The following is a 26,325-nucleotide window of genomic DNA, read 5'->3' on the forward strand; positions in this document are numbered from 1 at the left end:
CGTCAGGATCAAAGTCTACCCTCTAATCATCCCGCTTTCGTTATCTTGCTTTTACATTCTAAAATGCGTACATACGTTCACTTTCGAGGTTATACTAATGATGGAGGTGAGCAAAATGGAGAAACAACACTCAGAAACATTGACCGAGGAAAGGTGGCATGCCATCTTAAACAACAATGCTGCTTATGACGGAATCTTCTTTTACGCGGTGAAAACGACAGGTATATTTTGCAGGCCATCCTGCAAATCCAAACCGCCCAACAAAGAAAATATTGCTATCTACTCGACGGCCGAGCAAGCTTTATCTGCCCGCTTTCGCCCATGCAAACGATGCAAGCCTACCGGGATGCGCCTGCCTGATGATGAATGGATTCATTTGGCTGCCCAATATATCGGCAGAAACTATATGAACAACTTAACTTTACAAGTCGTTGCCGATCAATGTCACGGCAGCCCCTATCACCTGCATCGGACCTTCAAAAAAATCAAACACATGACACCAGTTGAATATATACAGCAATTACGAGTCGATAAAGCGAAGGAGCAGCTGACATCATCCGATTTGTCCATTTCAGACATCGGTTCAAGCGTCGGCATGCGCAACACGCCGTATTTTGTAACGTTGTTTAAAAAGAAGACAGGCTGCACACCCGCAGCCTATCGGCAATTGCACAAACAGGAGGCTGATTCGAATGATCAAACACAGTAAACCGCCCATTTATTGGACATTGCTTACGCACGAGGCTTGGAGCCTATACGTTGCAGCCACAACGGAAGGACTTTGTTTTATCGGCTCTCAGAATGAATCGATAGACGAGCTGGTCCAATGGGCAAATACCCGCTATCCAGGCAGCCCTTTACTAGAGAATGTTGAGCTGCTCCAGCCTTATACAATTGAAATAGCTGAATACCTTCAAGGTTCCCGCAAGCAATTCAGCATTTCCTTCCACTATCAAGGAACAGCCTTCCAACAGGAAGTATGGAAAGCACTTTGCGAAATACCTTATGGGGAAACGAAGTCTTATTCCGATATCGCTCATCAAATCCAGCGGCCAGCAGCCGTTCGCGCTGTGGGCACGGCGATTGGCGCTAATCCGATTTTAATTACAATTCCCTGCCACCGCGTCATTGGAAAGAACGGATCGCTGACTGGCTACCGCGGCGGCATAGAAATGAAAACAAAGCTGCTTCAGCTGGAAAAATACTAATATGACGATCGAATATTTCTATACACAGCCCAAAACCTTATTGAATAAAGGAACCGGCTTTCTTACCGGCTACAGCCATTCCTTAAATCCTTATACAGGGTGTACGTTTGGCTGTTCCTACTGCTATGTGCGGAAAATACCTGTTTCTTTATTTCGAGGCGCCGAATGGGGAACATGGGTCGATATTAAGGAAAATGCTGCTGAAGTTTTTCGCAAACAATTTTTAAGAGAAAAGTCTAAAGGTCCGGTTACTATTTTTATGTCATCCAGCACTGATCCCTATCAGCCGATTGAATATAAGGAACAAATTACTCGCTCCTTGCTCGAGGCGATGGTTGATGATCCTCCTGATTTTTTGTTCGTGCAAACGCGAAGCCCGCTTGTTCAGCGGGATATTGATCTGCTCTTGCGACTTGGAGAGAAGGTTCGCGTCAGTATGACAGTGGAAACAGATCGCGAGGACATTCGAAAACATTTTTCACCGAATGCCCCTCCGATTAAGGCTAGGCTAAAGACGCTTCAATTGCTAGATGATGCGGGCGTTCCTACTCAAGCGACGATTGCCCCCATGCTGCCAAGCAGTGAGCAATTCGCCGAAATACTGCGACCGCTCGTTGACCGCATCTGCATAGACGATTATTTTAAGGGTGACGGAAGCAGTGGAAAACGAACGCGACAACTAGGCATCGATGCTTTGTATGAGCAGCTAGGTCTTGAGGAATGGTATCATCCGGCTGCTTATCGCGTCGTATACGAGCGGTTCAAGCAGGTTTTTTCCGAGGATCGCATTTATGTAAGCCAGGAAGGCTTTGAGCCTTAGCTTTTTTTTCGTTTCATACCGCGTATTATCATTTTGGTTTCTTGATCGACGCGGTATGATTCTATTATTTTTTGCAGAGCTTTGTTGTAGGTGAAATCGTCTAAAGAATTAGCACCGCTTTTCAAATAATTCATAGTAGCCTCTGGCTGCTTAATATAACAAATCGACAATGCCCATGCTACCGCCATCTTGACGTAATACGTCTCTCGTTTCGTCTGATCAAGCAGCTGCAAGAGGCGCTCAATATAAGTTTCTTCAATATAATAGCCAAGCAGCATAACGACGCCAAAGCGTATCTCATACTCTTTGTCAGATACCAAATACGGCTGTATGAAATCCCATACCGCTGACTTATTGTCCGTTGTAAATTTCAGTCCATTGCAAAAGCTGTCACAGACTGACCAATTGTCTATCTTCGGAACAAATTCAGCGACAATGTTTAAGCGTTCTGTGATATCCGCTTGAGCATAACCAATGACCATCCCCTGCAGCATCACTTCCTCAAAGTACTCGCTATCCGCAGCCTTTAAATAGGTACGCCAGTCATCGCTTGCTATCGACTTAGCCAGCTGGCGAAGCTTCGGCAGGCGAACGCCTAATACATTATTTATTGTAGGAATAAGCGCAGCCGTAAATTTCTGAAAATCGTCTTCCTTCAATGCTATGAGCTGTTCTTTTATTGTTTTCTTCATGTTGTTGCTCCTTTTTAGCTTACTCCATTGACAAGGTCCACAAATAAATCGAAGCCACTGAACCATAGGGGGAATACCTTAGCCGGTAGGTATCGAACTGTTCTTTGGTTAAATCTTGAAGACCATACAGCTTCATCATCCCGCGGCGAATGGCAATATCTCCCCAGCTCACGACATCTGGGCGCTCCATCGCATGAATGAGCAGCATTTCAGCCGTCCACTTGCCAATTCCCTTTAAGGTCATCAGCTGCTTGATAACCTCTGCATCCGATAAGCGGTTCAGCTCTTCCAGCCGGATTTCACCTTGTATAATCGACTCCGCAATGCTTTTTATGCAAACAGCCTTCTTCATCGTTATCCCGCAGCTTTGAATATAATCTGCCGTTTGATTAGCTATGTTCGAAGGGGATATTTCGCCAAGCCGCACCTGCATTCGCTCCCATATGGTGTGTACTGCTTTAGCTGAGATCAGCTGGCCTACAATCGCATAAACGAGTGAAGTGAATAAGTCAGGCATAATGATGCGTTCGACTTTTCCGAGCCGAGACATGGCAGCACCAAGCGCTTCATCTACGCTTTTCAAATAATCGATCTCTGCTTGCCCATAGTCAAAAAGCTTTGTTTGTATCGTTTGCAGACGGCTCGCCCCCTGTAAATCGAAATAAATAGCTGTATATTCTTACTATACCTCATCGGGCTTTGTATGTTTTGATTACCGAATATAATCGCAAGATAACGAAATCGGCGATGATAGAAATAACGGACATCAGATGCCTTATTTGCCTTGATTTCCTCTTTTTTCAGAAGTAACGGACATAAGGTACGCTATTTGGCTCCAATCGTTATGATTTAACACGATTTCGACTAAATAGCGTATCCTATGTCCGTTAAATTCAAATTAAGCCCGAATTATGAAGAATAGCGGATTCTATGTCCGTTAGCATCAAGCCTGAGCCACAAATGTATAAGAATGCTTAGAAGGAAAACGAGCTTTTACTAAAACAGCGGCAGCCTTGGACTGTTTCATCTCGTCCATCGCTGCCGCTGTATTTTAATCTTTCTACTCTACTCTTATTTCTACTGCAGCAAGCGATAGTTGTTTTTGATGTAGTTAGCTCCTGATAGGATGGTCAACGCTAAGGCAACATACATCAAAATTTGATCAACAGGAATCGCTGTCAAAAAGCTGAGCGGACGATGGTTTAACAACACCGCTGAAATCGCAACAACTTGAAAGACCATCTTAATTTTGCCGAATTGGTCGGCTTGCAAGGCAATTTTTTGAGATGAGGCAACAATTCGAATGCCCGTAATAATAATCTCTCTTCCGATAATCACAACTGCAATCCAGCTGTATATCATCTGCTCGCCTACCATTAATATTAACGCGGCGGATATTAGCAGCTTGTCTGCCAGCGGATCGAGCAGCTTGCCAAGATTCGTAATCTGATTATATTTTCTTGCAATATGTCCATCTAGTTTATCTGTCGCTGAAGCGAGTATAAATAATGCTGCTGCATAATAAATGCCATAGGTATCTATATGTAGAAAAAATTCTGATTTGTTGATTAACCACTCGGGGTATATCGGGAAAAATAAAATAAACACAGGTATTAATAAAATACGAGCAATCGTTATTTTATTCGCTAGATTCATATGGTTCCTCCTTCGCATTATGCTAGTCATCATACCATATGTTGGGAGGTTTCTAAAGAAGCTGCCTGTGCGCCACCATCACCTATCCTTTACGCTCTCTTTAAAGACTGATTAAGCATATCCCAATCGGCATGCGAGGCGTCAAACAGCATTAGCCCGTCTGTGTACCGGAAAGCCGAATGGAATACCTCACCCTGCCGCTCGACGCTATTCATTTGATTAAGAGAAATGCCCGCATATACCGGAACTTCTCCACCTGTGGCAATGTTGCCAAGCGCCATATATTTCTCCACCTCGGCCAGCGTATCCTGATAGGTACCAATCATGAGGAAATTCAAGTGCCGGACATAGCCAGTGTCTCGGTAGTCCTTAGTATAGACGGAGCCCTCCTGAAATAGTAGGCGGCTGTCATATTGAAAATCAGGGCTGGACCAGTTTGCACCGTTGACATAATAGGTATCAAACCAAGACCCCACGTAGGCAGATAACAAAACATCGCTTCCCGTCTGTCGATTATGACCGTCCACCATCTCCTTGACCTCCGCAACAAAAGTGGTAATGACGCCTGCACGGAAAGCCCACCAGTCCAAAATCAACGGACCATCTATTCTCGTATTGCCTTCGTAATCGAATATATCCTCAGGCCAACGATGAAGCCGCTTGCCCCTTTCCGCCAAATAAGCCTCAAAGCGGCTTCGTGTCAAAGGACTGAAGTCCGCCGTTTCATTGTCGTATCTGCCCCGGTCCAAAATAATGCCGTCCACCTGATAGCCGGCAATCACTTCCCGGAAAGCAGCCAATTGATGCTCGCGCACCTTCGCATGCAGCGGGTTGGCAAACGCAACCAAGCCCGGAGCCGAGCTGTCTCGCTGCCGCTTGATCACACCTTTATCCTGATGCTTGTAAACCATTTCCTCCCATTCAGGATGCTCATTTAGAATCGCATATTGACCACGTACAATGGAGCCTTCTGCAAATACATTCATGGATGCATGAATAGCTAGACCAAGATGATGCCCCTCTTCTATAAAAATCTGCAGCAAATCCAGCTTTGGATAAGGAATACTCTGCCCAGCGTTTACCAATTCACTCATGTGGGGACGGCTCGTCAGCGGATTTTTGAAGTAAGAAACGTAACCTTCCACCCCTTTAACGTCAAGCGCAATATCCGTAACGCCTGCATGTTTTGCACGCTCCAGCAGTTTTCTTACAGCGTCCGCAGACTGCAGCTTCCCACTGTTGGCTCTCTGATCTATCCAAAGGATCGTCCTCTGCTTGCTCTCAGCACGGCTCTTAGAAAAAATGGCTAAGCTTCGAGCAACTGATGTTTCGTTCCCCGTTTTGATCTCCACATCAACAAAGTTTACGCCAAGCGCCAGTTTCAGCGTATGGGCAAAAGCACCATGCTCGTCTACCACAGCAGCTTCACCATTAACCGTTAGCGCCGGAAACTCGCCCGCTTTGCCGCCGCTCACAATACCGCTAACTGTGGTTACAGTCTGCGTTTCCGAATAAACGGATGGATGGTTCAAATAAAGGCTGAATTCATGATCAGCAGCGCCTGCCAGCCCGTGATAATCAGTCACTGCACCATCCTTGCGCAGCTTGATCCGATCTCCTTTTCTAAAGCAGGTAGACAAAAAGAAGCGGCTGCTTTCCGGAGCATACAAGGGATCAAGGGCAACAAGCACGTAACCATCCTCAGGGATGTCTAGTATCGTTGGGCCCGACCAGGCCGGTGCGAAGCCGACAGGCGCTTCATTAACGACGCGTAAAACCAAGCCGCCTGTTCCTACCTGCACCGCAACGCCATTCTCAGGAACAGTGACCGATTTCCCCCATGCGCTTGTAAATAAGACAAGCCACTCTTCGGCCGCCGGAATGGTGTTGACTGCCGATATAGCATGCCGCTGCCCTTCTAATGTAATCGTAATATCCTCTGGCGCAGCTTCCACTTGGGCATGGATAGCAAGCATATCAACCTCACTGCCTTTATACGGCTTAAATGGTTCGTTCATTTCTGTTCCCCCTCAGTTAATTATGCCGGGCATTTCGCCTGGGCGACAAAGAGGCACCTGCGATTCGCAGCTGCCCCTTGCCATCAAGCCTACGTCTATAGGCAAGCCTTTATTTTGAAATGGTTTGATACCACTCGTTCGCTTCCTTGACGGATTCTGCGCCGCCTTCGGCCATCCATTGCGCAAGGAAGGTATCGTAGCTGTCTCTAGATTGCGCACCTGCGATATACATTAGCACCGTGTCGTCCAGCAGCTTCGTCAGCTTTTGCTTGTTTTTGGATACCGCATCGATCGGCGGCGCAATCGACATCGGATCAACGACAATATTGCCTTTCGCCGCGTTTTCCTGAAACGCCTCATAGTAGCTTTGCAGCACAGGGTCCTTCCGAACGCGCGCCTGCCAGTAAGCTGGATAATCATATTCATTAACCCCGGTCATGTAGGAGCTTGCATTGGTCAAGTCATCATTGAATTTAGGCAGAATGGGATAATATTTGCCATCCTTCACTTCGTGATGAACGCCTTCCTCGCCAATGGCGAGCTTTATGAAGATATCCTTCTTCAGCTTGGTATCGAGCAGCTTGATCGCATGCTCCTTTTGCTTGGATACTTTCGGTATCGCTATAAACCAAGTAGTTGCCAGGTTAACGCCAATCGATGATTTGCCATCCTTGCCAACTAAGTAAGGAATAATGCCGATTTTGGCTTCTGGAAAGTTTTTGACAAGGGCAGCTTCTGCGCTAGAAGCACTCCACCAAGCCAGCTTGATCATTGCGGCATTGCCGCTGGAAAACTTCTCAATCGCTTTCGCACTCGTATTGATTGGCATCTCCGAATCCAGCAGTCCTTCGCTGTACAGCTTGTTCATATAAGCCAAAAATTCCTTCATCTGCGGAAGCTCTGCTTTATGCAGAAGCTTGCCATCCACATCGTTCCAGTCGTTCAGCACGCCGAATGCCGCTGCAATATCTCCATAGATGGAATCCTTTGAACCCGTTAACGGTACAATATTTTTGGCTTTCTTGATCGCTTTCAACACCTCATACAGCTCATCCGGCGTTGTCGGGTTTTTCAAGCTCAGTTCTTCCATCCAATCCTGACGGACAACGAGCTCCTCGCCTACGCTAATGCCAGAGCCAGTCTCCGGTATAGCATAGATTTTGCCGTCGATCGTAACGCTTTCCCATGAATCTTCCTTAATCGCCGCTTTGATGTTAGGGCCATGGCTTTCGATCAGATCATTCAGCGGCTCCAGCGCGCCCGCTGTTGCCAGCTTGTAGAACTGAGCAGAACCCAGCTTCATGATATCGAAGTTTTGCTTGTTCGCAACCATCAAGTTCAGCTTCTCGTCGGCACTTTCCGCCGGAAGCATTTCATAGGTAACCTTGTAGCCGGTCGCATCTTCTATGTTTTTAGCAACCGGGTCTGCGTTCGGATCGAACAGGCTGTACTGCATCAGCATCGTGAGGTTAGGATTGCCTTCGCCATCTCCCCCTGAGCCGCTGCCCGGAGCCGGAGTGGAATTGTTGCCGCATGCGGCAAGAGCAAGAGCAAATACAAGGACTATGGCCAACCAAGAACCTTTTTTCATAGAGTACCCTCCCGAATATGTGTTTTAAAGTCAAACTTCATTACCCTTCCATTGCCCGCTATCATGACAAGCTGACAGCATCACCGCCTTTCATGGCCGATAGGTTTAACCCTTAACCGAACCTACCAGCACACCTTTGACAAAATATTTTTGCAAGAACGGATAAACCATCAGGATCGGCAGCGTAGCCAGCAATATTGAAGCTGCCTGAATGGATTGTGGCGTTATGTTCAGCGCCGCGTCCACGTTATCCTTCAAAAACTCGCTGCTGGAGGAAACCAACAGTTCCTTCAGATACAGCTGCAGCGGTTTGAAATCCTGATTGGTAATGTAGATCATCGATGTAAAATAGTCGTTCCAGAACGCCACCGCGAAAAATAGCGCAATGGTTGCCAGCACAGGAAGCGACAGCGGCAAAACAATGGAGAATAAAATTCGGATGTTGCTTGCTCCGTCCAGCTTGGCGGACTCCTCCAGCCCGTCCGGCAGCCCTTCAAAGTAATTTTTGATAATCAGCATGTTGAACACGTTGATGGCCGCCGGCAGGAATAGAACAGGAAACTGATTGACCAGTCCAAGATTCTGCATGAGCAGGTAGGTAGGAATCAGGCCGCCGCTGAACAGCATTGTGAAAATAAACATTAGCAGAAACCATTTTCTGCCTCGAAGCTGAACGCGAGATAATGGATACGCCGTAATGGTCGTGAGGAATAATCCTAACGCCGTCCCCACAATGGCCAAAAGAATCGAATTTTTTAAAGAGTTAAGAAACATGGAATCCTTGAGCACATACATGTATGTCCCAGTCTGAAAGCCAACAGGCAGCAAATTGACCTTGCCGGAAATGACCGCCGCTTCGCTGCTGAACGATTTGGCGATCAGGTTAACGAAGGGCAGCAGCGTCGTCAGACCTACCAGTATGAAAAATAAATAGTTGCAGAAATTGAACAGCTTCTCTGAAAATGATGTTTTCACGGTCACAGCAATCTCCCCTTTCAGTTACCAAATCCCGCGTTGCAGGTATTTGCGGCTAAGCGCGTTGCCCGCCAAGACGAGCGTGAAGGCAATAACGGATTCAAATACGCCAACAGCAGTCGTGAAGCTGTAATCCTGATTGCCGAGGCCCATTCGGTATACGTAGGTGCCGATGACATCAGAGACCTTGTATACTGTGGGATTGTACATGACGAGAATTTGCTCTGTGCCAGCCTCCAGAATGCTGCCCAGCCTTAGAATAAACATCAGCAGTATAATGGGCGCGATGCCAGGCAGCGTAATGTGCCACAGCTGCTTCATCCGACCCGCTCCGTCAATCTTGGCTGCTTCGTACAAGCCGGGATCAATTGTGGCGAAAGCCGCAAGATACACGATGGTACTCCACCCAGTCTCCTTCCAGCCCGCTGAAGTAATCAGAACACCTCGGAACACGCTGTTGTCTAGGAAAAACGAGATCGGCTCCATGCCGATCATACCCATTACCTTGTTGACCAAACCGCCGTTGCTGGACAGCATGTCAATAAATAGACCGCTTACGATAACCCATGACAGAAAATGCGGCAAATAGATAACGGTCTGAATCGCACGCTTGAACAACATCCGCCTGATCTCATTCAACAGCAGGGCAATGAGAATCGGCAGCGGGAACAAGATACCGATCTTCAGAAAACTGATAATAACGGTGTTTTGAAAAACATGCAGAAAATCGGGAGAGTTGAACAGTTTGGCAAAATGCTTCCATCCCACCCACGGGCTAGCGTCATAGCCATCAAAGATATTGAAATCCTTAAAGGCGATGGTAATGCCATACATCGGGGCATATTTGAAGAGCAAAAGAAACAAAATTCCAGGGACAAGAAGTGCATATAAATCCCAATCCCGTTTGACATCGGCAGCAAGCCGTTTGACATAATTGCTTTTAGCCTGGGGCTTATCCAGTGGTGCCGTTGCGCTTTTCATCGTATTCCCCCTCGATTTGATGCTTTCTACCTAAAATTGTAGTATCCAGCGCTCAGGGTTGGTAGAGTAATGCCATTACTATTTCTGGTACTTTGATGTTTGATTTCTTCACAAAGGAACGTAATCGGCATAAAAAAAGACAAAACCGCTTTCTTTAACTGAAAGCGGTTTTGTCTTTTTAATTTTTTGGTTATTGCACGCCAGCATAATTAGGCGCAGCTGTCACGCTTTAACTCCACCCGGGTTGACGCCCCAATATTTACGGAACACCTTGGTGAAATAGCTCACATCCCGGTAGCCCACGAGACGAGCGGCATCGTACACCTTGCCCCCATTCTGCAGAACGGTTTTGGCCCGTTCCATCTTGCGCTCCAGCACATAGGTCGAAAACGGTACTCCTGTCTCCTGCTTAAACAGCCGACTTAAGTAAGATGAATTGATAAAAAGGCGATCTGCGACCGTATGCAGCGTAATATCCTGATCGATTTCCTGATTGACGATAGACAGAATGGAGCGTACCACTCCATTGCTCGTCGTTTTCCGCTGCTGCTGCAGGTAATCGCAGATGCGGCCAGTCAAGCGGACCAGCCAAGCCCGAATCTGCTCCTTCGTCGCCAGCAGCCTGATGTTCTCGAAATAAATCATATCCTCTCCTGCCACGCAGCCAATTCGCCAGCCCTGCTTCTGAATCATACGGATATACAGGCTGCTCAAATAAAGGACAGCCTCATGAACCTCTTCCGCCGTCTCCACGGACTCTAGGCTTTTGTCCCACAATCCTTGCAGCGCCTCCAGCGCCTTGGCCTCGTCAGCGGTTTCCAATGCGATCTCCAGCGCTTTCTCCAGCCCTTGCTGTACCTGAACCCCCTGTTCCTTACGGCCAATCTCGCGGTAAGGAATGGCGATGTCGCAGCCGTATACAATACGCTCCTGCAAGGCTCGGCAAGCTTCGGCATACAGCGCGCTCATGCTGCCAATCCCTCCGGCCGCAGCGCAAATGCCTGCGCTCGCTGTCAGCCCAAGCGTCTCCCGGGTGCGCGACAGCAATTGAACGACCGAGGCCTGTACACGCAAGGCGCTGTCACCCGGCTCCTCCTCGCGCCGCAGCACAAAAACAAGGAGAGTGTACCCCTGATGATCAGGGCACACCCAACAGGAAGCGGGCAGCATTTCTCTCGCCAGACATTGCAAAGAGAAACGCCACATTGGAGCATCCTCCGCGCGAAAGCAGCCATCCCCTTGCGGAAGCGGGTCAATATCCACCACCGCAACTGCGATCCGGTCGGACTCCTCAAGCTCAATCTGATATTCCGCACCTCTTCGCAGCACCTCGCTATCGTCGTAGTCGCCTGCTGCCCACTGCCGAATAAAACTGCTTTGCAAATGGGGAAGATGCTCACGCCACTTTACCTTTAGCTCTGCCTGCTCGCGCCACTGCTCCATCTCGTCTCGCAGCTGCTTTGCCGCTTCCAGTACGGCGCCCAATATTTCCTCTTCAGCCGCGGGCTTCAGCAAATACTGGGAAACCCCTAAAGCGATAGCATCCTGAGCGAAGCCAAAGTTGTCATGTCCGCTTAATATAATCAGTTTCAGCTGTACGCCGTTGTCTGGATATTCCCTCAGCTTCCTCACCAGTGTCAGCCCATCCATCTCCGGCATCTGGACATCAATCAGCATGATATCGGGTCGCTTCCGCTCGATCAACGCCAGCGCTTCTACCCCGCTGGCAGCCAGTCCGACGACCTCAATGCCATGCTCCTCCCATGGAATATTATTAGCCAATCCCAACCTAAGCCGCAGTTCATCCTCAACGATCATTAAATTCATGCGGATCGCTCCCCTTTTTCCAGAGTATGGTGAGTTACAGCACGAAAACTTTCCTTGCATTGATCCAGCGGCAGCGAAATGGTGACCGAGGTTCCATGTCCTTGCACGCTTTCGACAATCAATTCAGCTTCCTTGCCGTAATAAAGCTTAATGCGGGTCATTACATTGCGCAGGCCGAACAGGTCACCCGTCTCCTCGTCCTCCAGCGAAAACAGATTCGCTTCGCGCCGCCCCAGCCGCTTCATTTCTTCTTGAATATAGGCTAGCCGCTGCGAACTCATCCCTGAACCATTGTCGCTAACGGTGACCTGAACGGCCTCTCCATCTTTTATTCGGCCCGAGATAACAAGCTTTCCGCCTTCCGTTTTCCCCTCCATCCCATGCAGGATAGCATTCTCCACAAGCGGCTGCAGCAGCAGCTTCAGAATCGGGATGGGGCGGCAATCCTCCTGAATGTCGTATTCCACCTCAAAGCTGTCCAAATAACGAATTTGCTGAATGCGAATGTAATAATGCAGATGCGACAAGCTTTCGTCAATCGTAAATACATCCTTGCCCTTGTTCAGGCTTAGCCGGAAAAACCGCGACAAATTCAGTACCATCTCGCTAATTTCATCCGCCTCGTAATTTTTAGCTGTCCAGTTAATTGAATCCAGCGTATTATACAAAAAATGAGGGTTAATCTGGGTTTGCAAAAATTGAAGCTCCGTCTTGGCCAGCCTCAGCTGCTGCTCGTAATGATCTTCAATTAGCCGCTTCTGGTCTACCACCATCCGATTAAACGCTTCCGTCAAATAACCCAGCTCGTCGTGCCGCGTATTCTCCAGATGCACATTCATATTTCCCGTACCCAGACGCTTCATGCCCTTGAACAGCTTATCTACCGGAGAAGCGATACCGATATAAACGAGCCAGGATATGCCCAGCGCCAGAAGGACGCTGACGAAAATAATAGCTAACGTATACAATCGAAGCTGATCTGTTTTGGCGTACAGCTCTTTTTTGGGTTGAATCAGCGTCAGCCGCCATTTGGAATACTCCGAATCGATAGACACCGACATCTCCGCATCCGTCGTACGGGGAAGGCCAGGCATGCCCCCGCCCTCCGCAAGCGTATGCTCTGCGCCGTCGAGCTTGCCTGTCCCGGCAATCAATTTGCCGGTATCGCTGTGCAAATAAATGGTAGCTGAAGGCGATGGGAGCAGCGATTTCATCAGATTGATCAGCTTGCTTTTGTCCACTGTAATAATAACTACATCCGCTCGGCGATTGTTGTTGTACAAATCCATGGTTCGCAGCAGCGATACGCTATCGGTATTAATTAAGCTGCCGAAGGTCGCGTTGCCGGCAATCGGCTCCTCCGCCAGCAGATAAGTGATTTCCGTCCCGCTAGTAATGGCGGTATTCTCAAGCCATTGCTGCTGCTCAGGGCTGCTCAGCCTTCTCCCTCCATAATTCGTCGAAATCATCATATGGGAGGGCTGATGATACAAGGATATTTGCGATACGATATGATTAATAGAGTTTACATTCGACAGCTGCTTCAGCAGCATCGAAAAATCGACGATGGAGAGCGGCGACAATTCCGCTCCGTTATCTGCAAGCAGCTTGATAAACACAGGGTCTGTTGCAATCAGCGTCGAAATCTCCTCCACATTTTGCAAAGTCAAATCAATATAGTCCATAGCTGAATTCAGTACCGTACTGGACCGCTCCACCGCTTGGTCATGCAAAATGCTGCGGGAGCGATCAACGGCAAATAAGCTTACCAACACGAGCGGCAGCAATATCAACATAAAATAGCAGGTTAGCCGAAACTGGATTTTGCGGGAAAAGCGATCCCGAAACCATTTGACGGGATTTCTCATACTTATCTCCCCCCTCCGGCGCTCAAGCGGGCTTCGTACCATTGATTAACTTCCGCTGTAACCTCTGCGCCACCCTCGCGGTACCACTCCTCCACAAAGCTGTCGAACTTATCCAGCGAAACAATACCCATCACGATTTGTGTAAAAACGCTCTCAAGCTCCTCTAAATGTCCGGCATACTTGCTCATCGCCGGTGTGGGAATTCCGAAAAATTCGTTTTTAATTAAATTTTGTTCAATCATTTGCAAATTATCGTATAAGTGAAAGTCGCCCAGCGAATCTAATCGAGCCTTAGCCATGACAGGATCAATGACATCGACGAGCGACTGGTAGATGCCCCTGTACAAATGCTTGTCATGCTCTTCAAAATCGGTGACCATTTTCCCGTTTTCCATCGACCAAATCTCACCTTCAAAACCAAGCTTCAACGTCTCCCTGCCCTCTCCCACGATGAAATTAAGCAGCTTTACCACTTCTTCGGGATGTTTCTTACCAACTGGCACCACGTTGTAACCGCGGATTAAATCCTTGTTATATACGCCGCTGTGCCCCTCCGGTCCAACGGGATACTCCAGCGGAATCCATTCCGCCTTGGGATCTTTCTTTTTGCTTGCCGCGATGGGTCCGCGCGTATCATACCAAGTCGCTGAGAACATGCCGACCTTCCCGTTCTCGATTTTTTCGATAAAGGCATTGTTGCGGTTAAGTGGGAATTCCGGATCAATCAACCCTTCCCGGTAAAGCTTTGCCAGGAAAGCGAGCGCTTGCTTGGTCTCCGGCAGCGTACTGCCATTAACCAGCTTTCCATCGCGCGCCACCCAAGAGTTCAATTGAACACCAAAAGCGCCAAAAAACGGCGCAGTCCGCCCCATGTCCTCGAGCAAAATAAGGCCCATCGTATCATTAAGCCCGTTCCGGTCAGGGTCTTCCTTAGCAAAGGCACGCATAACTTCATAATATTCTTCCAGCGTCTTAGGCGGCTGCTTCCCTAAAACATCAAGCCAATCCTTCCGCACATACATCAACTCGATGCCCTGCACGTCTGTTAAACTTGGAATGCCGTAAATTTTTCCGTCGTAGCGCATTCGATCCCACGCCTCTTCAGGAATAAACTTCTTCAGGTCTTGTCCATATTCGTTGATATAGTCGTCAAGCGGCGTAAAAGCCCCTTTTTTGACATATTCATCAAACCAAACCGGGTTAAAGGTGTGAATGAGATCCGGGAGATTTCCGGAAGCCATAATGACATTCAGTTTCTCTTCGTAAACTTCCTGAGGGGGAATATTGACCCGCAAATCCAGTCCTGTACGTTCCTTTATATAGTTTATATAAGGATTATCGTTTTCGTCTGAACCATCCGGGAATGTCATGCCCAAATCGTTAATGACCATCGAGATCGCGACGCGGCTCTGCGATGTGGGCAGCGGCTCGCCCAATTTCTCCCACTCGCTGCAGCTTGGCACCGTCGCAGCTACCATTAACAATGCTATTATCCGAACAATCATACGACAGTTGAACCTTTTGCGCTCCATAGCTCCCCCTCCATCTCTTCCGGAATGCATCCGGCATTACTCCCTATTCAACTTCTCCTTCAAGCAAGCGCTAGACTTCGGTGCATAACCAGCAAAAGCAGCCTCCTTCCCACCTACTGACTGTTATCTACCTAAATCATGTTAACTATAATAACATTAAATACAACTAACGAGAGTGGAAAGGCATAACACATTAGTCATACCTTCATTTCACGTCACAAAATCGAACATCAATTAAAGCGGTTGCATAAATAACAAGGTAATGCGGATATCGCTATTGAATATACTTTCCTATATTTTAGAATAAATAGAAGCGGCTGCCCTTACGGCTATTCGAACTTTGCAGGCTGTTGAGCCCATCCTATTCCAATAGCCGCTCCAGCAACCGCTTTACGTCCAATCCAGCAAATGTGAATAAATCTGTTATTTCCAATGTACTTCCAACAAGCGCCCGCTCAAATCTTAGATTCCACAACAGCGGCTAGCGGAAGCTCTTAATAAATTGAACCGCTTTGCGTATATCGGTCTCCGGCTGATCTCCAACTTCGCGTTCGATCGTCAGATAGCCATTATATCCAATCTCCTTTAACGCCGTAAAGTATCTGTCGAAATCAACATTCCCTTCGCCGAGCGGCAGCTCGCGGAAAAATTGTCCCGAGCTCACCATCTCCGCAATTTTGGCATGATCCATCGGCTCATAGCCAAGCGCACCGTATACCATGCGAGGATCTACCACCTTGCGACGTATGCCGTCCTTGACGTGGGTGTGCACGACGTAATCCTTAAGCAGTCGAACCCCTTCCGCTGGATCATCTCCCGTCACCATCACCATATTGGCAGGGTCAAAGTTGACAGATACCCCTCTGCCACCTAGCGTATCCAAAAAACCCTTCAGATGAGCCGCCGTCTCCGGGCCGGTCTCGATAGCGAAATAGGCCTTCATGCTGCTGGCATATTCATTCAGCTCGCGGCAAGCCTCCTGCATAACAGCGAACACCTCTCCATCTTGGTCCTCCGGCACGATTCCGATGTGAGTCGTTACAATGGTCGTGCCGAGGTCCAGCGCCAAATCGAGAATCCGCTTTGATTTCTCCACCTTTTCCACGTTAACGGATTTATCCTGGAAGCCATGGCCACCTAGGTCACCGCATAACGCGCTGATTTCCAGCCCTAATGAATCGATATAAGCCTTTAGCTCCCTGCGGGCGGCAGCGTTCAGATTAGCAGGGTCCATCTCGCCTGAAACGGCATAGATTTGCACCCCCTCCGCACCAACCTCCTTCGCCTTCTTCAGCCCTTCCTTAACGCCGACGCCAAAGCTGTCTACAATGACGCCTATGGGATTTCTGATATTTACAGACATGCCGATTCCACGCCTCCCCTAGTCGAAATGGATTTCCTTGCCTAGAGTCGCCGACTCGTACACGCCGCAAAGTATTTTCATGATTTCAACGCCGTCCTGCACTGGACTGATCGTGTTTTTCTTCCCTTGGCAAACTTCAACAAAGTAATTTATTTCGTCTTGGAAGCCCTGCACAAATTCGAATGAGAGATTGTCAATTTGCGGCGTGGCGTTCAGAATCGTGTCATACTTCTCTGTAATTAAAGTCAGCTCCGGCTCCAGCTCGACGCCGCCTTTCTCGCCATAGAGCTTTACCGTCAGCTCATCCTGCTTCGCATGCAGCGTAAAGCTGACATCAACCAGCAGCGACGCCCCGTTCTCAAAGCGTACCAGCGCATTGGCCATGTCCTCAACCGTGTTCAGTGCTGCATCATAATCGGCAGCTTTGTAGAACTTCAAGTTTTTCACATTGGAGCGGTTGCCTAAACGGTTGTAGGTATTGCCGCTAATAGATTTAACTTTGGGCTTGCCCATCAAATACCAGCATAGATCGATGACGTGAACGCCGATATCGATCAGCGGACCGCCGCCGGAGCGCTCCACATCAGCGAACCAGCCGCCAGGGTTGCCCAGCTTGCGTATGCATGAAGCTTTGGCGTAATAAATCGGACCGATTTCACCATTGTCCAAAAATGCTTTTACAATCCGCGTATTGGAGGCATAGCGGCGGACAAATCCTACCTGCAGCGTCTTGCCGGATTCCTTAACAGCTGCTTCAACCGCCAGTGCCTCTTCCACCGTTTTGCTGAGCGGCTTCTCGCAAAGCACATGCTTGCCTGCCTTCAGAGCGGCGATACTGATCTCCGCATGGGTGTTGTTCCAAGTACAGATGCTGACCGCATCAATATCGGGGTTCGCCAATAGCTCGTTGTAATCGGTGTAAACGTTAGGAATGTCATATTTCTCCGCCTTTGCCTTTGCCCGTTCTTCCTTCAAGTCGCAGACAGCGACCAGCACGGCATCCACGTTTTTGCTGTAGGAGCCAAAGTGCATTTCTGATATGGAACCAGCTCCGATTACGCCAATTCGAATAGGATTGCTCATTGCGATTTTCACCTCATTAGTTAATTTAGTTTAAACTGCGCGCAGCGAAGGCCATGCCAACTCGATGCCCTCTGCAGCCAGAAACCTCTGGTAAGCGGCAAGCTCTGTCTCCGAAGAGCGGACATCGCTTGGCGTTAAGCCGCGATCCAAGCAGAAGCTGGCACAATAGCCCGCTGCCTCGCCAATATTCCATTCCACCGGATGAAGCCGGTAGCAGCCGTTTGTAATATGAGTAGTTCCGATATTTTTACAAGCAGCAAGCAGATTGTTCACTCTTACCGGGATGAGACTGCCCAAAGGAATCTGGAATGGCAGCGACGATATATCAATATAGGGCTGATTTTCCGTGCTGGGATGCAGATCAATGCGGTAACAGCCGATGCCCACTGAATCCGCGAAATGTTCCGCACGGCCGTCAGGACGGCTTTCCGTTGCAACATGCTGCTCCAGAATCGTAAACTCCGCCTTGATTCGGCGCGACTCCCGAACGTACGGATACATGGCAAGCCCATCCTCTGTCCCCACCACATCGGGACGAAGCCTGAGCCCAGGGTAACCTTTTCCCCCATCCGGGCGAGGAGCCTCTGTCTGCATCCAATAAAGCAGCGACAGGCTGAGCTGCTTCGCCTCGCTTAAGTGACGCTCCCTATCTTCCGGCTTCACATCGATAATAGAGCCCAGCCAATAATCGTTCTGCGGCCAGTTGACCAGAGAAATAGAACTGTTGTAGGTACCTTGAGCGTAGTGCTCCTTCTCAGCGATTTGACGATATTTGAACAGCGAAAAAGCGCCTTCGCCAGGGAACAGACCGTACTGAACCGGCTGCATCGTTGCCGGCTTGACGCCGGTCCAGCTTAGCAGGCGATCCGGCCAGAAATCCGCCTTGTATTCCTTCCAGAAATCATAGAGCTCTGGCTTTGGAATCGTATGATCCTCGCCTTCCAGATAATCGATGGCGAAGCAATAAGTAAAGCCCTGCATATCTTGCGGCAGCGCCTCTCCTTCTACAGCATGAGGCTCCCCGGTTTCTTCACGTGCTTCCGCACCTGTAACATATTCAACGCCGGCCAGCGGAAGCAGGTCGCCGCATTCCGTAGCGTCGAGAAAATATGGAGCCTTCAGCAGCACGGTATTTCCGCTGTCCAAGCTTTTAACCGTCACCGAGACGATGGCATCGCCATCGCAATGGGCGTTTACTGGAACATGGCGGCGCAATATCGTCAGCTGCCCGCTATGTACATAAGGAGCAAGCTGACGCTCCAAAACGGCAAGCGCGGCGCGTGGCTCATGACATAAACGGCTGACCGTACCGCCACCTGGATTTAGCTGTTCGTTCTCCCGCGCCGCTGTCGTGAGTGGAAAAGCATCCCGGTAATAAGCGCGGATATCCTCGCGAAAGCGGCGATAGCTCCGGGTGCAGCCGAAGGACTCGATCCAGGGATGCTCGTCAGGCGGAACCGCCTGACTCGTTAATTGACCGCCGATCCAATCCGTCTCCTCGGTCATGATAACGGTTTTGCCCGACTTCGCCGCTGCCAGCGCCGCCGCAACTCCTCCCGTGCTTCCTCCTACAACTACGATGTCGGCCATTGCTTCTCGTTCCATGCGCTTATCTCCTTTGGGGTTAAATAATGGTTGCAAAATAGTCATAGCTGCGCCGGATGCCTTCCGCCTCGCTGCCTACACCTTCATATTCAAGAACAAACGCTCCGCGGTATCCATTCTCCACCAGCTTGTTCACGATTTTCTCCAATTCAACATCGCCGTCTCCTAGGTTGATTCCTTCAAAAGCTTTGCCTCCGAGAGACTTATAGCGCCCGTCTTCACGCATTTCAAAATCCTTGAAATGAACATGCGAGACATAAGGGAGCAGCGTCTCAAGCGCAGCTGTCGGATGCTCGTCTACGAGCAGGAAATTGCCTGTGTCAAACGTGGATCGCAGAGCTGGAGAACCAACCCGATCGATGATCGTTTTGACCTGCTCGCCGCTTCCCGCTAACTTTCCGTGGTTTTCCAAACAGAGAACCAAGCCTTCCTTCTCAGCGACCGCAGCAGCTTCTTTCAGTCCATCCACTATCCAGTCCAGCGCTTCTTCGTAGGTTGCAATGTCGCTGAGGTTGCCGGAGAACACGCGGATGACGTTTGTTCCGAGTACCTTCGCAACAGGGTAGGCATCCGTAATCTCCTTCAGCGCCCCTGCTCGTTCCTCCTCGGTTGCCTTGACGAAATCATTGGCTACCGCGTAGCTGGACACCTTGATGCCATTATCTCTCACAAATGCAAGCACGCTTGGCAGTTCCTCCAGAACGTCCTTCCAGAACACATTCAACAGCTCGACATCCTCAATCCCTTCATCCTTGCAAAAGGATAGAAAATCCAGCACCTTCCATCCGTTTTCTCTCACGGTTCTGTGCATGCTCCACATGCTAAGTGACAGCTTCATTTTGCAACTCCCTCCATGCTCTGTTATGGCCTCGCTTTGTTGAAAGGCAACGCTATTGCTTACTGCGTACCACCATTGTAAAAGCTGCCATCCGGCATAAATAGGGTAGACCGATGACCATTTTTGGTAACTTGATGCGATTATCTCTCCATTCACTAAAAAAAGAATTGAAAGTTCCTTGCGCAGCCCTATTTGTTCGTAGTCGGCTTGTGCTATCCTGTATTTGCTGGCTACGCTCTCCAGCAGTCGAAACCAATGCGAAAGTTGAATAGTTTAGTTCTTATATAACTAAAAAAGGGGCTGTCCCAAAAGTCATTTTGCGATTTTTTGAGCACTACTTAGAACTTATTTTCATCGAGAAAAAGGACCTCAAGCTCCACTATACAGTGGAATTTGAAGTCCTTTCATTTGAAAACGGGAATGTTTCCCTGATGCAAAGACTTTTGCGGCAGCACCTGCAGCAGCTTCATCTAAGTGCAGAAATGCACTTATTTAACCAAATTTTCTTCAAATCTGATCAATTAGAGGTATTAGTACACCTATTTGCAACTTTCCAATCTTGTTTGTTAAAAACAGGTGCACTTTTACACTTATTTACTCTCCACTATCGGTTCGCGCACATTACAATCATACGACGATCATCGCTGATGCTGGATATGGTCAGTCTGAGTTATTATGCGCTACAAGCAGCAAGCAAGGGAAATAGCGAGGAAGGATATTCGCTGTCGGTAAGACGAATGATTGAACCCGAAAGTATTTTAGGGCAGATAAAGAATAACCAAGGATTCCGGCGTTTCCGCTTCGCAGCTTACCTAAGGTAAGTCTGGAGGTCGAGTGGCTTTCGCTTGCCCATAGTCCTATGAAGCAAGCAACCATAGACCAGAATAGAAAAATAGCAGTACAGGAATAGCTCTCCTGTACTGCTACCAATACTCCCGTTTAAAACGAGCTATTCCTCAGCGAGCTTGATGCTTATGGGACAGCCCCATTCAGCTTCTGCCTATTTTTTAGCTGCCGCCCAAGCGTCCAGCTGTTTTTGTTTCTCTGCGATAATTTTGTCTATTCCCGCTGCTTTCAGCTGTTTATTGAATTCAGGCAGCTTCGAAACAGGATCGACCGTTCCGGTCTCCAGTGCAATTTTGTACTGGTTTTGCACATTCGTTACTGCCGCAATTTCTGTTTTCACGGCATCCGCATTAAAGGTAAAGCCAAGCGCTTTTGATTTCACGGCGTTTCTATTAAACTCAGCCAGCTGATTCCAAAGCTCTGGATCATCGCCATTCCAAATGTGTGAAAGCGATTGGTTGCCAAACATCCAGCCCATTTGAAGGTTGTAGCCTGAGTTCGTTGCATCCACGCCTTGCGGGTAATCAATGACATTGTCGGAAACCTTCACGTAATGCTTGTTCTCAATCCCGTAATCCAGCAGGTTGATGAAGTCTTTATCGGTATACATCATATTCAGCAGCATCATCGCTCTCTCAGGGTCCTTCGAGTTTCTTGCGATACTCCACATAACGGAAGTAATATTATACGTCGCTGTTGCTGCAGGGCGGAAATGCACCGATACCATCTCTTTGCCTGTAGATCTTGATTCCTGCGTCTCAATACCCGGCTTCATATGGGATATGAACGAGAATGCTTTGCCGGATTTAACTAGATTGTATTGCGTCTCAGTGCTTGTAGCTGCATCCTTGGCAATATAACCTGCTTGATTCCATCTTCTCACTGTATTCAGCATTTCGGCATATTCCGGCGTCTCATACATGTTCACAACCTTCAAGTCGTTGTCATAGCCTGGAAGCACGCCAAAACCTTCGCCCAAGTTATCAAAGTAGCTGAGAACAAAAATATCGAGAATAGATGTTCCATACTTAACTGTCGGAATCATATCCGGTTCATTATCTTTAATTGTTTTGAATACAGCGTCCAAATCATCCAAAGATTTAATCGCGGCAGTATCAATGTTATATTTTTCAACCAAATCCTTGCGCATCGTGATGCCATAATCTGCTGCCAAATCCCTGATACTTGGTACTGCATATATTTTTCCATCGATTCTCGTCGCATTCAAGAACGCAGTATCAAGGGAATCTAACGCTTCCGTAACCCCTTGTCCATTCTCAGCCAAGTATCCATCAAGCTCAAGAAGCTGCCCTTTAGCTACATCTTGGCTGTAGGTTCCAAGTCCGCTGACGATCAAATCCACCTGTTCATTACCCGACATCATTAGCGTCTTCTGCTGAGCCCATGCGCCAAAGCCGATAGGTACCAGCTTTACCGTCGCATTGATTTTTGCTTTTGTCATTTTGTTGATTTCATCCTGCACCAGCTTTAAATCCTTTGGCTCGCCCCCGACCGGAAATACCATAACTAGCTCAACAGGCTTGAGCTCCCCGCTGCTGTTGCCGCTTTTTCCTTCTGCTGTTTTTCCATCGTTGCCTGCATTAGTGCCCTTGTTGTCTCCATTGCCGCATGCACTGATCACCATTGCGAAAGCTAGTACGATTAAGAGAAGCGTTTTTGCCACAAACTTGTTTTTTCTCATTGCTGTGACCTCCCTATTTTTATTTATGATCCGATTCTATCTATAAATGCATGATCCATGCCGTTATAGCGTCTATGAAAGATTTATCCTTTAACAGCACCAATCGTCAGGCCTTTAACGAAATACTTTTGGAAAAACGGATAGGCGATCAACAGTGGAATGACTCCAATTGCGGCCATTGCCATCCGCATTGGCGCAAGCGGAATATTCGCTCCAATATCTGCATTACGGCTGCCTGCCTGCGTAGAAGATTGTAAGAACTGTACGTCCAGCAATATTCGATTAAGAAGGTTTTGAAGGCTATAGTAGTGACTATCTGTAAGATAGATTAGGCCATTAAACCAGTCATTCCAATATAATATGGTGTAAAATAATCCTACTGTAGCAAGCACCGGCGTCGAGAGCGGCAATACGATCCGGTAAAATATTTTCCATTCCCTTGCCCCGTCGATATAGGCGGATTCAATAATCGCTGTCGGAATTGAGCTTGCAAAAAAGGTTCTCATCAATATGATAAAAAATCCGTTCATCAAAAGGCCCGGTATGATTAAGGCCAGCATCGTATTTTTTAAATCAAAATAGTTGGTGTAAAGCAAGTACGTCGGTACAAGACCTCCGTTAAACAGCATCGTAAAAAATACATAAAATGCGAGCGTGTTGCGAAACGGCATTTCTAGACGCGAAAGCGGATAAGCGACCATCGCAGTAAGCGTAAGTCCAAGCGTCGTACCAATTATAGTCGTTAAAACCGTAATGCTGTATGCCCTTATAATGTCAGAAGAGCTGTTCCACAAATAGTGGTATGCGGAGAAGCTGATTTTATCTGGGAAAAAAGCATAACCGCTGCGAACGAGCTCCATATCATCGGTAAGGGAGGCGGAGAACAGCAGCCAGAAAGGCATGATGCAGAAAAAAGTGAACACTAGCATAACGATGTTAATGATCCATTGATAGAGCTTCCCCGATGCTTGCATAATACATCTCCCTTTCTAAAACAACGCGTTGTCTTTGTTGTATTTTCGTACGACCGCATTCGATAAAATAACCAAAATGAATCCGACCAATGCTTGGTACAAACCTGCGGCCGAGGACATCCCGATGTCGCCGAGGTTAATCAATGCTCGATAAACATAGGTATCAATCGTATTCGTTACTGGCATCAGCGCGCCTGTGTTAAGCGGAACTTGAAAGAATAAGCCGAAATCGGAGTAGAATATACGTCCAATGGCGAGCAAGGTCATAATCGTAATAACCGGCGATACGAGCGGAAGCGTAATCTTCGTAATTTGCTGCCACCGGTTAGCTCCGTCGATCGTTGCTGCCTCGTAATACTCATTATCGATGCCGATGATCGCTGCCAAATAGATGATGCACAAATTACCTACGCCTTTCCACACGCTTACGAGCGTTAGAATCCAAGGCCAATACTTGGTCTCACTGTACCAAGAGATCGGATCAAGCCCCATCATCGGAAGCAAGGTTTTGTTCATGAATCCGTTCTCAACATCGAGGAAGCCGAGCACCAGATAGCCGACAATAACCATCGAGATTAGAAAGGGAAGCAGGATTAGCGTCTGATACAGCCTTGATAAGAAACGTTTGCGAATTTCATTAAGCATGATCGCAAGCGCTAATGCAATCCCCGTATTCAGCAGGATAAAGGTAATATTATAAAGCAGCGTATTTCTTGTAATGATGTAAGCATCCGTTGTTTTGAACAAATACTCAAAGTTTTTAAAGCCAATCCAGTCGCTGCCCATAATTCCTTTGGCAAAATTGATGTCCTTAAATGCGATCACGATTCCGAACATCGGCAAATAGTTGTTAATCAGCAGGTACAAAAGGCCGGGCAGCGCCATCAGTACGAGGGCGCGGTATTTCTTAACCTTTCTCATCTCCGATGCGAATGCTGCTTTCTTCTTCGTCTTCAATGAGACCTGCTTCATATTGGAGGGTGACGTCTCAGGATTTGCTTGCACGGGTCTCAACCACCTTTGGCTTCGTTTAATATGTTGCTTAACTAATAGTAGCGCAAACAAAATAGAGCCACTACTAATAATCCGACATCCGACTTTCGAGTTTCCGACATCTTAAACGGGAAAAGAAAAATGCCGTCAGAGGGTCTCTAATCCTCTAACGGCATCGTTTATTTGGACGGACAGCCTTTGCGATAATACTGGGGTGTCATCGATACTTCTTTTTTAAACAACGTAGAAAAATACGAAAAATTCGAGAAGCCAACCGCGAGTGCGACGTTGCTGATCGTAGTATCGGTTCTTGCGAGCAGCTCCTTTGCAAGATTGATTCTTTCTTTCAAAATATAGTCGGATATCGAGAGCCCCGTCTCTTTCTTAAACAGTTTAACGATGTAATCAGGGCTTAAGCCAATATAATCGGCGATATATTGTCTGGACAGCTCCTCATCGATGTGAAGGGCAATATAGCGCTTGATCTTCTCGACCACCGTCTCCGTCGAATCCAGCTTTTCCATATGGACGAGCGCCTTCTCAAGCACATCCCGCACCCAATTCTGAAGGTTCGTCACGCTTCGTGTCGCTGACAAAATACGCTCTGGCGTCAAATGATCCGAAAAAATTTCATCCGCGCGCAGCCCCTGCTCATGCAGCGTATGCAGAACCATTTGCAGAAAGCTTTGATAAAATTGCTGCAGCCTTTTGGCACCTAAGCACTCAATTCGTTTCCACGAATCCAAAAACAGCTGCAATTCATCGAGTACCTTTTTCTTATTTCCTTGCTTAATGAGCTCCGACCATACATTCATGGGCGGCATTGGAATCTGCGATTCCTTCTTTATTGGATCATCGATGAACATCACACAGTCTGCCATATTAACTTGATTCTTTTTAAAAGCAATCAAGCCTTCCACCATATCCCGCACTTCATGGACTTGTGCCGATTTGCCAATATAGCAGGACACATGACAATATAAATAATGATTGCTCATCTCAATAAATGACTGACAGCGCCTTTTAATTTCTTTGCTAAAGAGCTTGCCATCTTCTGTTTGCATAACATCCTGTGCAAACACAATGAGCATGTAATCAGCGTTCATCCGTACGATTTGCGCACTAGCAGCACGCTGAATAACGACCTCCTCAAGGGCGTTGTGTAGCGCATACTCCATAATTTGCAGATCACGGGCGGTTAATGATTTCTCCCAATGCTCGATACTGATAAGAACCGGTAGAAATGTCATAGACCTCGTATACGGAAGCTTCTGCTTGCCGATAACCTCCATCATTTTATGCTGGTTAGACGGAATGGCTTGCTTCAGTACATCCTGCCAAAAACGCTCGGCCGCCATCGTTGCCGATTCCCGTTCCTTCCTGATTTTCTCAATTAGCTTCGTCATCACAAGCTTCAATTCATCATGCGGAACGGGCTTCAACAAATATTCAAAGCTGCCAAGCTGAAGAGCTTTTTTCGCATATTGAAAATCAGCGTGACAGGTTAGAAATACACATTCGGTTTGGGGATATTGTTCACGCACCCATTCAAAGAGCTCCAGCCCGCTGCCCTGCGGCATTTCAATATCACAAATCATCATATCAAATGGCTGAAGACTAAATTCCTCCTTCGCTTGCCGAAGATTATGTGCGAGAGTGACACTTATAATGCCGAGCTCTCTCCAGTTCACACTCGATTTAATGCCATTTGCGATAAAGATCTCATCATCAACGATTAATAAACGGTACATAT

At 47.8% G+C, this 26,325-nt stretch carries 21 protein-coding genes and 1 pseudogene; 4 read left to right on the forward strand and 18 right to left on the reverse strand.

Features of this window, described 5'->3' with window-relative positions; translation table 11 throughout:
• The first annotated feature begins 115 nt into the window (after nucleotides 1-115).
• The 3 genes from AC0VYE_RS28140 to AC0VYE_RS28150 are packed head-to-tail and all read left to right on the forward strand — an operon-like array spanning nucleotide 116 to nucleotide 2,028.
• The gene (locus AC0VYE_RS28140) at nucleotides 116-709 is read left to right on the forward strand and encodes a bifunctional transcriptional activator/DNA repair enzyme AdaA (RefSeq protein ID WP_475443905.1); all 594 of its coding nucleotides are present in this window, start codon (nucleotides 116-118) and stop codon (nucleotides 707-709) included.
• On the forward strand, nucleotides 693-1,208 hold the full coding sequence (locus tag AC0VYE_RS28145; RefSeq protein ID WP_475443907.1) for a methylated-DNA--[protein]-cysteine S-methyltransferase: 516 nt from the start codon (nucleotides 693-695) through the stop codon (nucleotides 1,206-1,208). The genes AC0VYE_RS28140 and AC0VYE_RS28145 overlap by 17 nt, the downstream gene beginning before the upstream one ends.
• 1 nt (nucleotide 1,209) lies before the next feature.
• The gene (locus tag AC0VYE_RS28150; protein WP_475443909.1) at nucleotides 1,210-2,028 is read left to right on the forward strand and encodes an SPL family radical SAM protein; all 819 of its coding nucleotides are present in this window, start codon (nucleotides 1,210-1,212) and stop codon (nucleotides 2,026-2,028) included.
• Here the strand turns inward: AC0VYE_RS28150 and AC0VYE_RS28155 are convergent.
• The 14 genes from AC0VYE_RS28155 to AC0VYE_RS28220 all read right to left on the reverse strand — a co-directional run bounded on the left by AC0VYE_RS28155 (nucleotide 2,025) and on the right by AC0VYE_RS28220 (nucleotide 20,057).
• Complete coding sequence (locus tag AC0VYE_RS28155; protein WP_475443911.1) at nucleotides 2,025-2,720, reverse strand: DNA alkylation repair protein; 696 nt, start codon at nucleotides 2,718-2,720, stop codon at nucleotides 2,025-2,027. The two genes, AC0VYE_RS28150 and AC0VYE_RS28155, sit on opposite strands and share 4 nt — an antisense overlap.
• Before the next feature lie 19 nt (nucleotides 2,721-2,739).
• The gene (locus tag AC0VYE_RS28160) at nucleotides 2,740-3,357 is read right to left on the reverse strand and encodes a DNA-3-methyladenine glycosylase family protein (protein WP_475449752.1); all 618 of its coding nucleotides are present in this window, start codon (nucleotides 3,355-3,357) and stop codon (nucleotides 2,740-2,742) included.
• A 440-nt stretch (nucleotides 3,358-3,797) separates the two neighbouring features.
• Complete coding sequence (gene pgsA, locus AC0VYE_RS28165) at nucleotides 3,798-4,376, reverse strand: CDP-diacylglycerol--glycerol-3-phosphate 3-phosphatidyltransferase (RefSeq protein WP_475443913.1); 579 nt, start codon at nucleotides 4,374-4,376, stop codon at nucleotides 3,798-3,800.
• Between the two features lie 89 nt (nucleotides 4,377-4,465).
• Nucleotides 4,466-6,394: a family 10 glycosylhydrolase gene (locus AC0VYE_RS28170; RefSeq protein WP_475443914.1), complete on the reverse strand. Its 1,929-nt coding sequence runs from the start codon at nucleotides 6,392-6,394 to the stop codon at nucleotides 4,466-4,468.
• A gap of 109 nt (nucleotides 6,395-6,503) precedes the next feature.
• Nucleotides 6,504-7,985 carry an extracellular solute-binding protein gene (locus AC0VYE_RS28175; RefSeq protein ID WP_475443916.1) on the reverse strand — a complete coding sequence of 494 codons (1,482 nt, stop codon included), beginning with the start codon at nucleotides 7,983-7,985 and terminating at the stop codon, nucleotides 6,504-6,506.
• Nucleotides 7,986-8,090: 105 nt separating this feature from the next.
• The gene (locus AC0VYE_RS28180) at nucleotides 8,091-8,960 is read right to left on the reverse strand and encodes a carbohydrate ABC transporter permease (protein WP_372239005.1); all 870 of its coding nucleotides are present in this window, start codon (nucleotides 8,958-8,960) and stop codon (nucleotides 8,091-8,093) included.
• A gap of 24 nt (nucleotides 8,961-8,984) precedes the next feature.
• Nucleotides 8,985-9,941 (reverse strand): ABC transporter permease, encoded by a 957-nt coding sequence (locus tag AC0VYE_RS28185; RefSeq protein WP_475443919.1) that lies wholly within the window; start codon nucleotides 9,939-9,941, stop codon nucleotides 8,985-8,987.
• A 222-nt stretch (nucleotides 9,942-10,163) separates the two neighbouring features.
• Nucleotides 10,164-11,768: a response regulator transcription factor gene (locus tag AC0VYE_RS28190; RefSeq protein ID WP_475443921.1), complete on the reverse strand. Its 1,605-nt coding sequence runs from the start codon at nucleotides 11,766-11,768 to the stop codon at nucleotides 10,164-10,166.
• Nucleotides 11,765-13,636 carry a cache domain-containing sensor histidine kinase gene (locus AC0VYE_RS28195; RefSeq protein ID WP_475443922.1) on the reverse strand — a complete coding sequence of 624 codons (1,872 nt, stop codon included), beginning with the start codon at nucleotides 13,634-13,636 and terminating at the stop codon, nucleotides 11,765-11,767. Before AC0VYE_RS28195 ends, AC0VYE_RS28190 begins: the two co-directional genes overlap by 4 nt.
• A 2-nt stretch (nucleotides 13,637-13,638) precedes the next feature.
• Nucleotides 13,639-15,168: an extracellular solute-binding protein gene (locus AC0VYE_RS28200; RefSeq protein ID WP_475443923.1), complete on the reverse strand. Its 1,530-nt coding sequence runs from the start codon at nucleotides 15,166-15,168 to the stop codon at nucleotides 13,639-13,641.
• A 481-nt stretch (nucleotides 15,169-15,649) separates the two neighbouring features.
• Nucleotides 15,650-16,531 (reverse strand): sugar phosphate isomerase/epimerase family protein, encoded by an 882-nt coding sequence (locus AC0VYE_RS28205; RefSeq protein ID WP_475443924.1) that lies wholly within the window; start codon nucleotides 16,529-16,531, stop codon nucleotides 15,650-15,652.
• 18 nt (nucleotides 16,532-16,549) lie between these two features.
• Nucleotides 16,550-17,614, reverse strand: coding sequence for a Gfo/Idh/MocA family protein (locus AC0VYE_RS28210; RefSeq protein ID WP_076269120.1), 1,065 nt, complete (start codon nucleotides 17,612-17,614; stop codon nucleotides 16,550-16,552).
• Nucleotides 17,615-17,644: 30 nt separating this feature from the next.
• The gene (locus AC0VYE_RS28215; RefSeq protein ID WP_475443926.1) at nucleotides 17,645-19,219 is read right to left on the reverse strand and encodes an FAD-dependent oxidoreductase; all 1,575 of its coding nucleotides are present in this window, start codon (nucleotides 19,217-19,219) and stop codon (nucleotides 17,645-17,647) included.
• Between the two features lie 19 nt (nucleotides 19,220-19,238).
• Nucleotides 19,239-20,057: a sugar phosphate isomerase/epimerase family protein gene (locus AC0VYE_RS28220; RefSeq protein WP_475443928.1), complete on the reverse strand. Its 819-nt coding sequence runs from the start codon at nucleotides 20,055-20,057 to the stop codon at nucleotides 19,239-19,241.
• A 659-nt stretch (nucleotides 20,058-20,716) separates the two neighbouring features.
• Here AC0VYE_RS28220 and AC0VYE_RS28225 point away from each other — a divergent pair.
• Nucleotides 20,717-20,967, forward strand: a pseudogene (locus AC0VYE_RS28225) (transposase); the annotation flags it as partial.
• Between the two features lie 90 nt (nucleotides 20,968-21,057).
• On the opposite strand, the gene AC0VYE_RS28230 reads toward AC0VYE_RS28225, so the two are convergent.
• From AC0VYE_RS28230 to AC0VYE_RS28245, 4 genes are all read right to left on the reverse strand, one after another.
• Nucleotides 21,058-22,605 (reverse strand): ABC transporter substrate-binding protein, encoded by a 1,548-nt coding sequence (locus AC0VYE_RS28230; protein ID WP_076267075.1) that lies wholly within the window; start codon nucleotides 22,603-22,605, stop codon nucleotides 21,058-21,060.
• An 83-nt stretch (nucleotides 22,606-22,688) separates the two neighbouring features.
• On the reverse strand, nucleotides 22,689-23,579 hold the full coding sequence (locus AC0VYE_RS28235) for a carbohydrate ABC transporter permease (protein ID WP_076267076.1): 891 nt from the start codon (nucleotides 23,577-23,579) through the stop codon (nucleotides 22,689-22,691).
• A 15-nt stretch (nucleotides 23,580-23,594) separates the two neighbouring features.
• A complete protein-coding gene (locus AC0VYE_RS28240) occupies nucleotides 23,595-24,500 on the reverse strand; it encodes an ABC transporter permease (protein WP_372238971.1) in 906 nt (301 codons plus the stop codon).
• Between the two features lie 251 nt (nucleotides 24,501-24,751).
• The gene (locus AC0VYE_RS28245; protein WP_076267077.1) at nucleotides 24,752-26,323 is read right to left on the reverse strand and encodes a response regulator; all 1,572 of its coding nucleotides are present in this window, start codon (nucleotides 26,321-26,323) and stop codon (nucleotides 24,752-24,754) included.
• Nucleotides 26,324-26,325: the final 2 nt, after the last annotated feature.

Source organism: Pristimantibacillus sp. Z349TD_6 (assembly GCF_056173205.1).

Excerpts from the sequence above, each read along its gene's own strand:
- AC0VYE_RS28235 (WP_076267076.1), bottom strand. The coding sequence starts at position 23,579 with ATGCAAGCATCGGGGAAGCTCTATCAATGGATCATTAACATCGTTATG.
- AC0VYE_RS28245 (WP_076267077.1), bottom strand. The coding sequence starts at position 26,323 with ATGTACCGTTTATTAATCGTTGATGATGAGATCTTTATCGCAAATGGC.
- AC0VYE_RS28240 (WP_372238971.1), bottom strand. The coding sequence starts at position 24,500 with ATGAGAAAGGTTAAGAAATACCGCGCCCTCGTACTGATGGCGCTGCCC.
- AC0VYE_RS28230 (WP_076267075.1), bottom strand. The coding sequence starts at position 22,605 with ATGAGAAAAAACAAGTTTGTGGCAAAAACGCTTCTCTTAATCGTACTA.
- AC0VYE_RS28220 (WP_475443928.1), bottom strand. The coding sequence starts at position 20,057 with ATGAAGCTGTCACTTAGCATGTGGAGCATGCACAGAACCGTGAGAGAA.
- AC0VYE_RS28215 (WP_475443926.1), bottom strand. The coding sequence starts at position 19,219 with ATGGAACGAGAAGCAATGGCCGACATCGTAGTTGTAGGAGGAAGCACG.
- pgsA (WP_475443913.1), bottom strand. The coding sequence starts at position 4,376 with ATGAATCTAGCGAATAAAATAACGATTGCTCGTATTTTATTAATACCT.
- AC0VYE_RS28195 (WP_475443922.1), bottom strand. The coding sequence starts at position 13,636 with ATGAGAAATCCCGTCAAATGGTTTCGGGATCGCTTTTCCCGCAAAATC.
- AC0VYE_RS28190 (WP_475443921.1), bottom strand. The coding sequence starts at position 11,768 with ATGAATTTAATGATCGTTGAGGATGAACTGCGGCTTAGGTTGGGATTG.
- AC0VYE_RS28185 (WP_475443919.1), bottom strand. The coding sequence starts at position 9,941 with ATGAAAAGCGCAACGGCACCACTGGATAAGCCCCAGGCTAAAAGCAAT.
- AC0VYE_RS28140 (WP_475443905.1), top strand. The coding sequence starts at position 116 with ATGGAGAAACAACACTCAGAAACATTGACCGAGGAAAGGTGGCATGCC.
- AC0VYE_RS28155 (WP_475443911.1), bottom strand. The coding sequence starts at position 2,720 with ATGAAGAAAACAATAAAAGAACAGCTCATAGCATTGAAGGAAGACGAT.
- AC0VYE_RS28210 (WP_076269120.1), bottom strand. The coding sequence starts at position 17,614 with ATGAGCAATCCTATTCGAATTGGCGTAATCGGAGCTGGTTCCATATCA.
- AC0VYE_RS28175 (WP_475443916.1), bottom strand. The coding sequence starts at position 7,985 with ATGAAAAAAGGTTCTTGGTTGGCCATAGTCCTTGTATTTGCTCTTGCT.
- AC0VYE_RS28150 (WP_475443909.1), top strand. The coding sequence starts at position 1,210 with ATGACGATCGAATATTTCTATACACAGCCCAAAACCTTATTGAATAAA.
- AC0VYE_RS28200 (WP_475443923.1), bottom strand. The coding sequence starts at position 15,168 with ATGGAGCGCAAAAGGTTCAACTGTCGTATGATTGTTCGGATAATAGCA.
- AC0VYE_RS28170 (WP_475443914.1), bottom strand. The coding sequence starts at position 6,394 with ATGAACGAACCATTTAAGCCGTATAAAGGCAGTGAGGTTGATATGCTT.
- AC0VYE_RS28145 (WP_475443907.1), top strand. The coding sequence starts at position 693 with ATGATCAAACACAGTAAACCGCCCATTTATTGGACATTGCTTACGCAC.
- AC0VYE_RS28205 (WP_475443924.1), bottom strand. The coding sequence starts at position 16,531 with ATGTCTGTAAATATCAGAAATCCCATAGGCGTCATTGTAGACAGCTTT.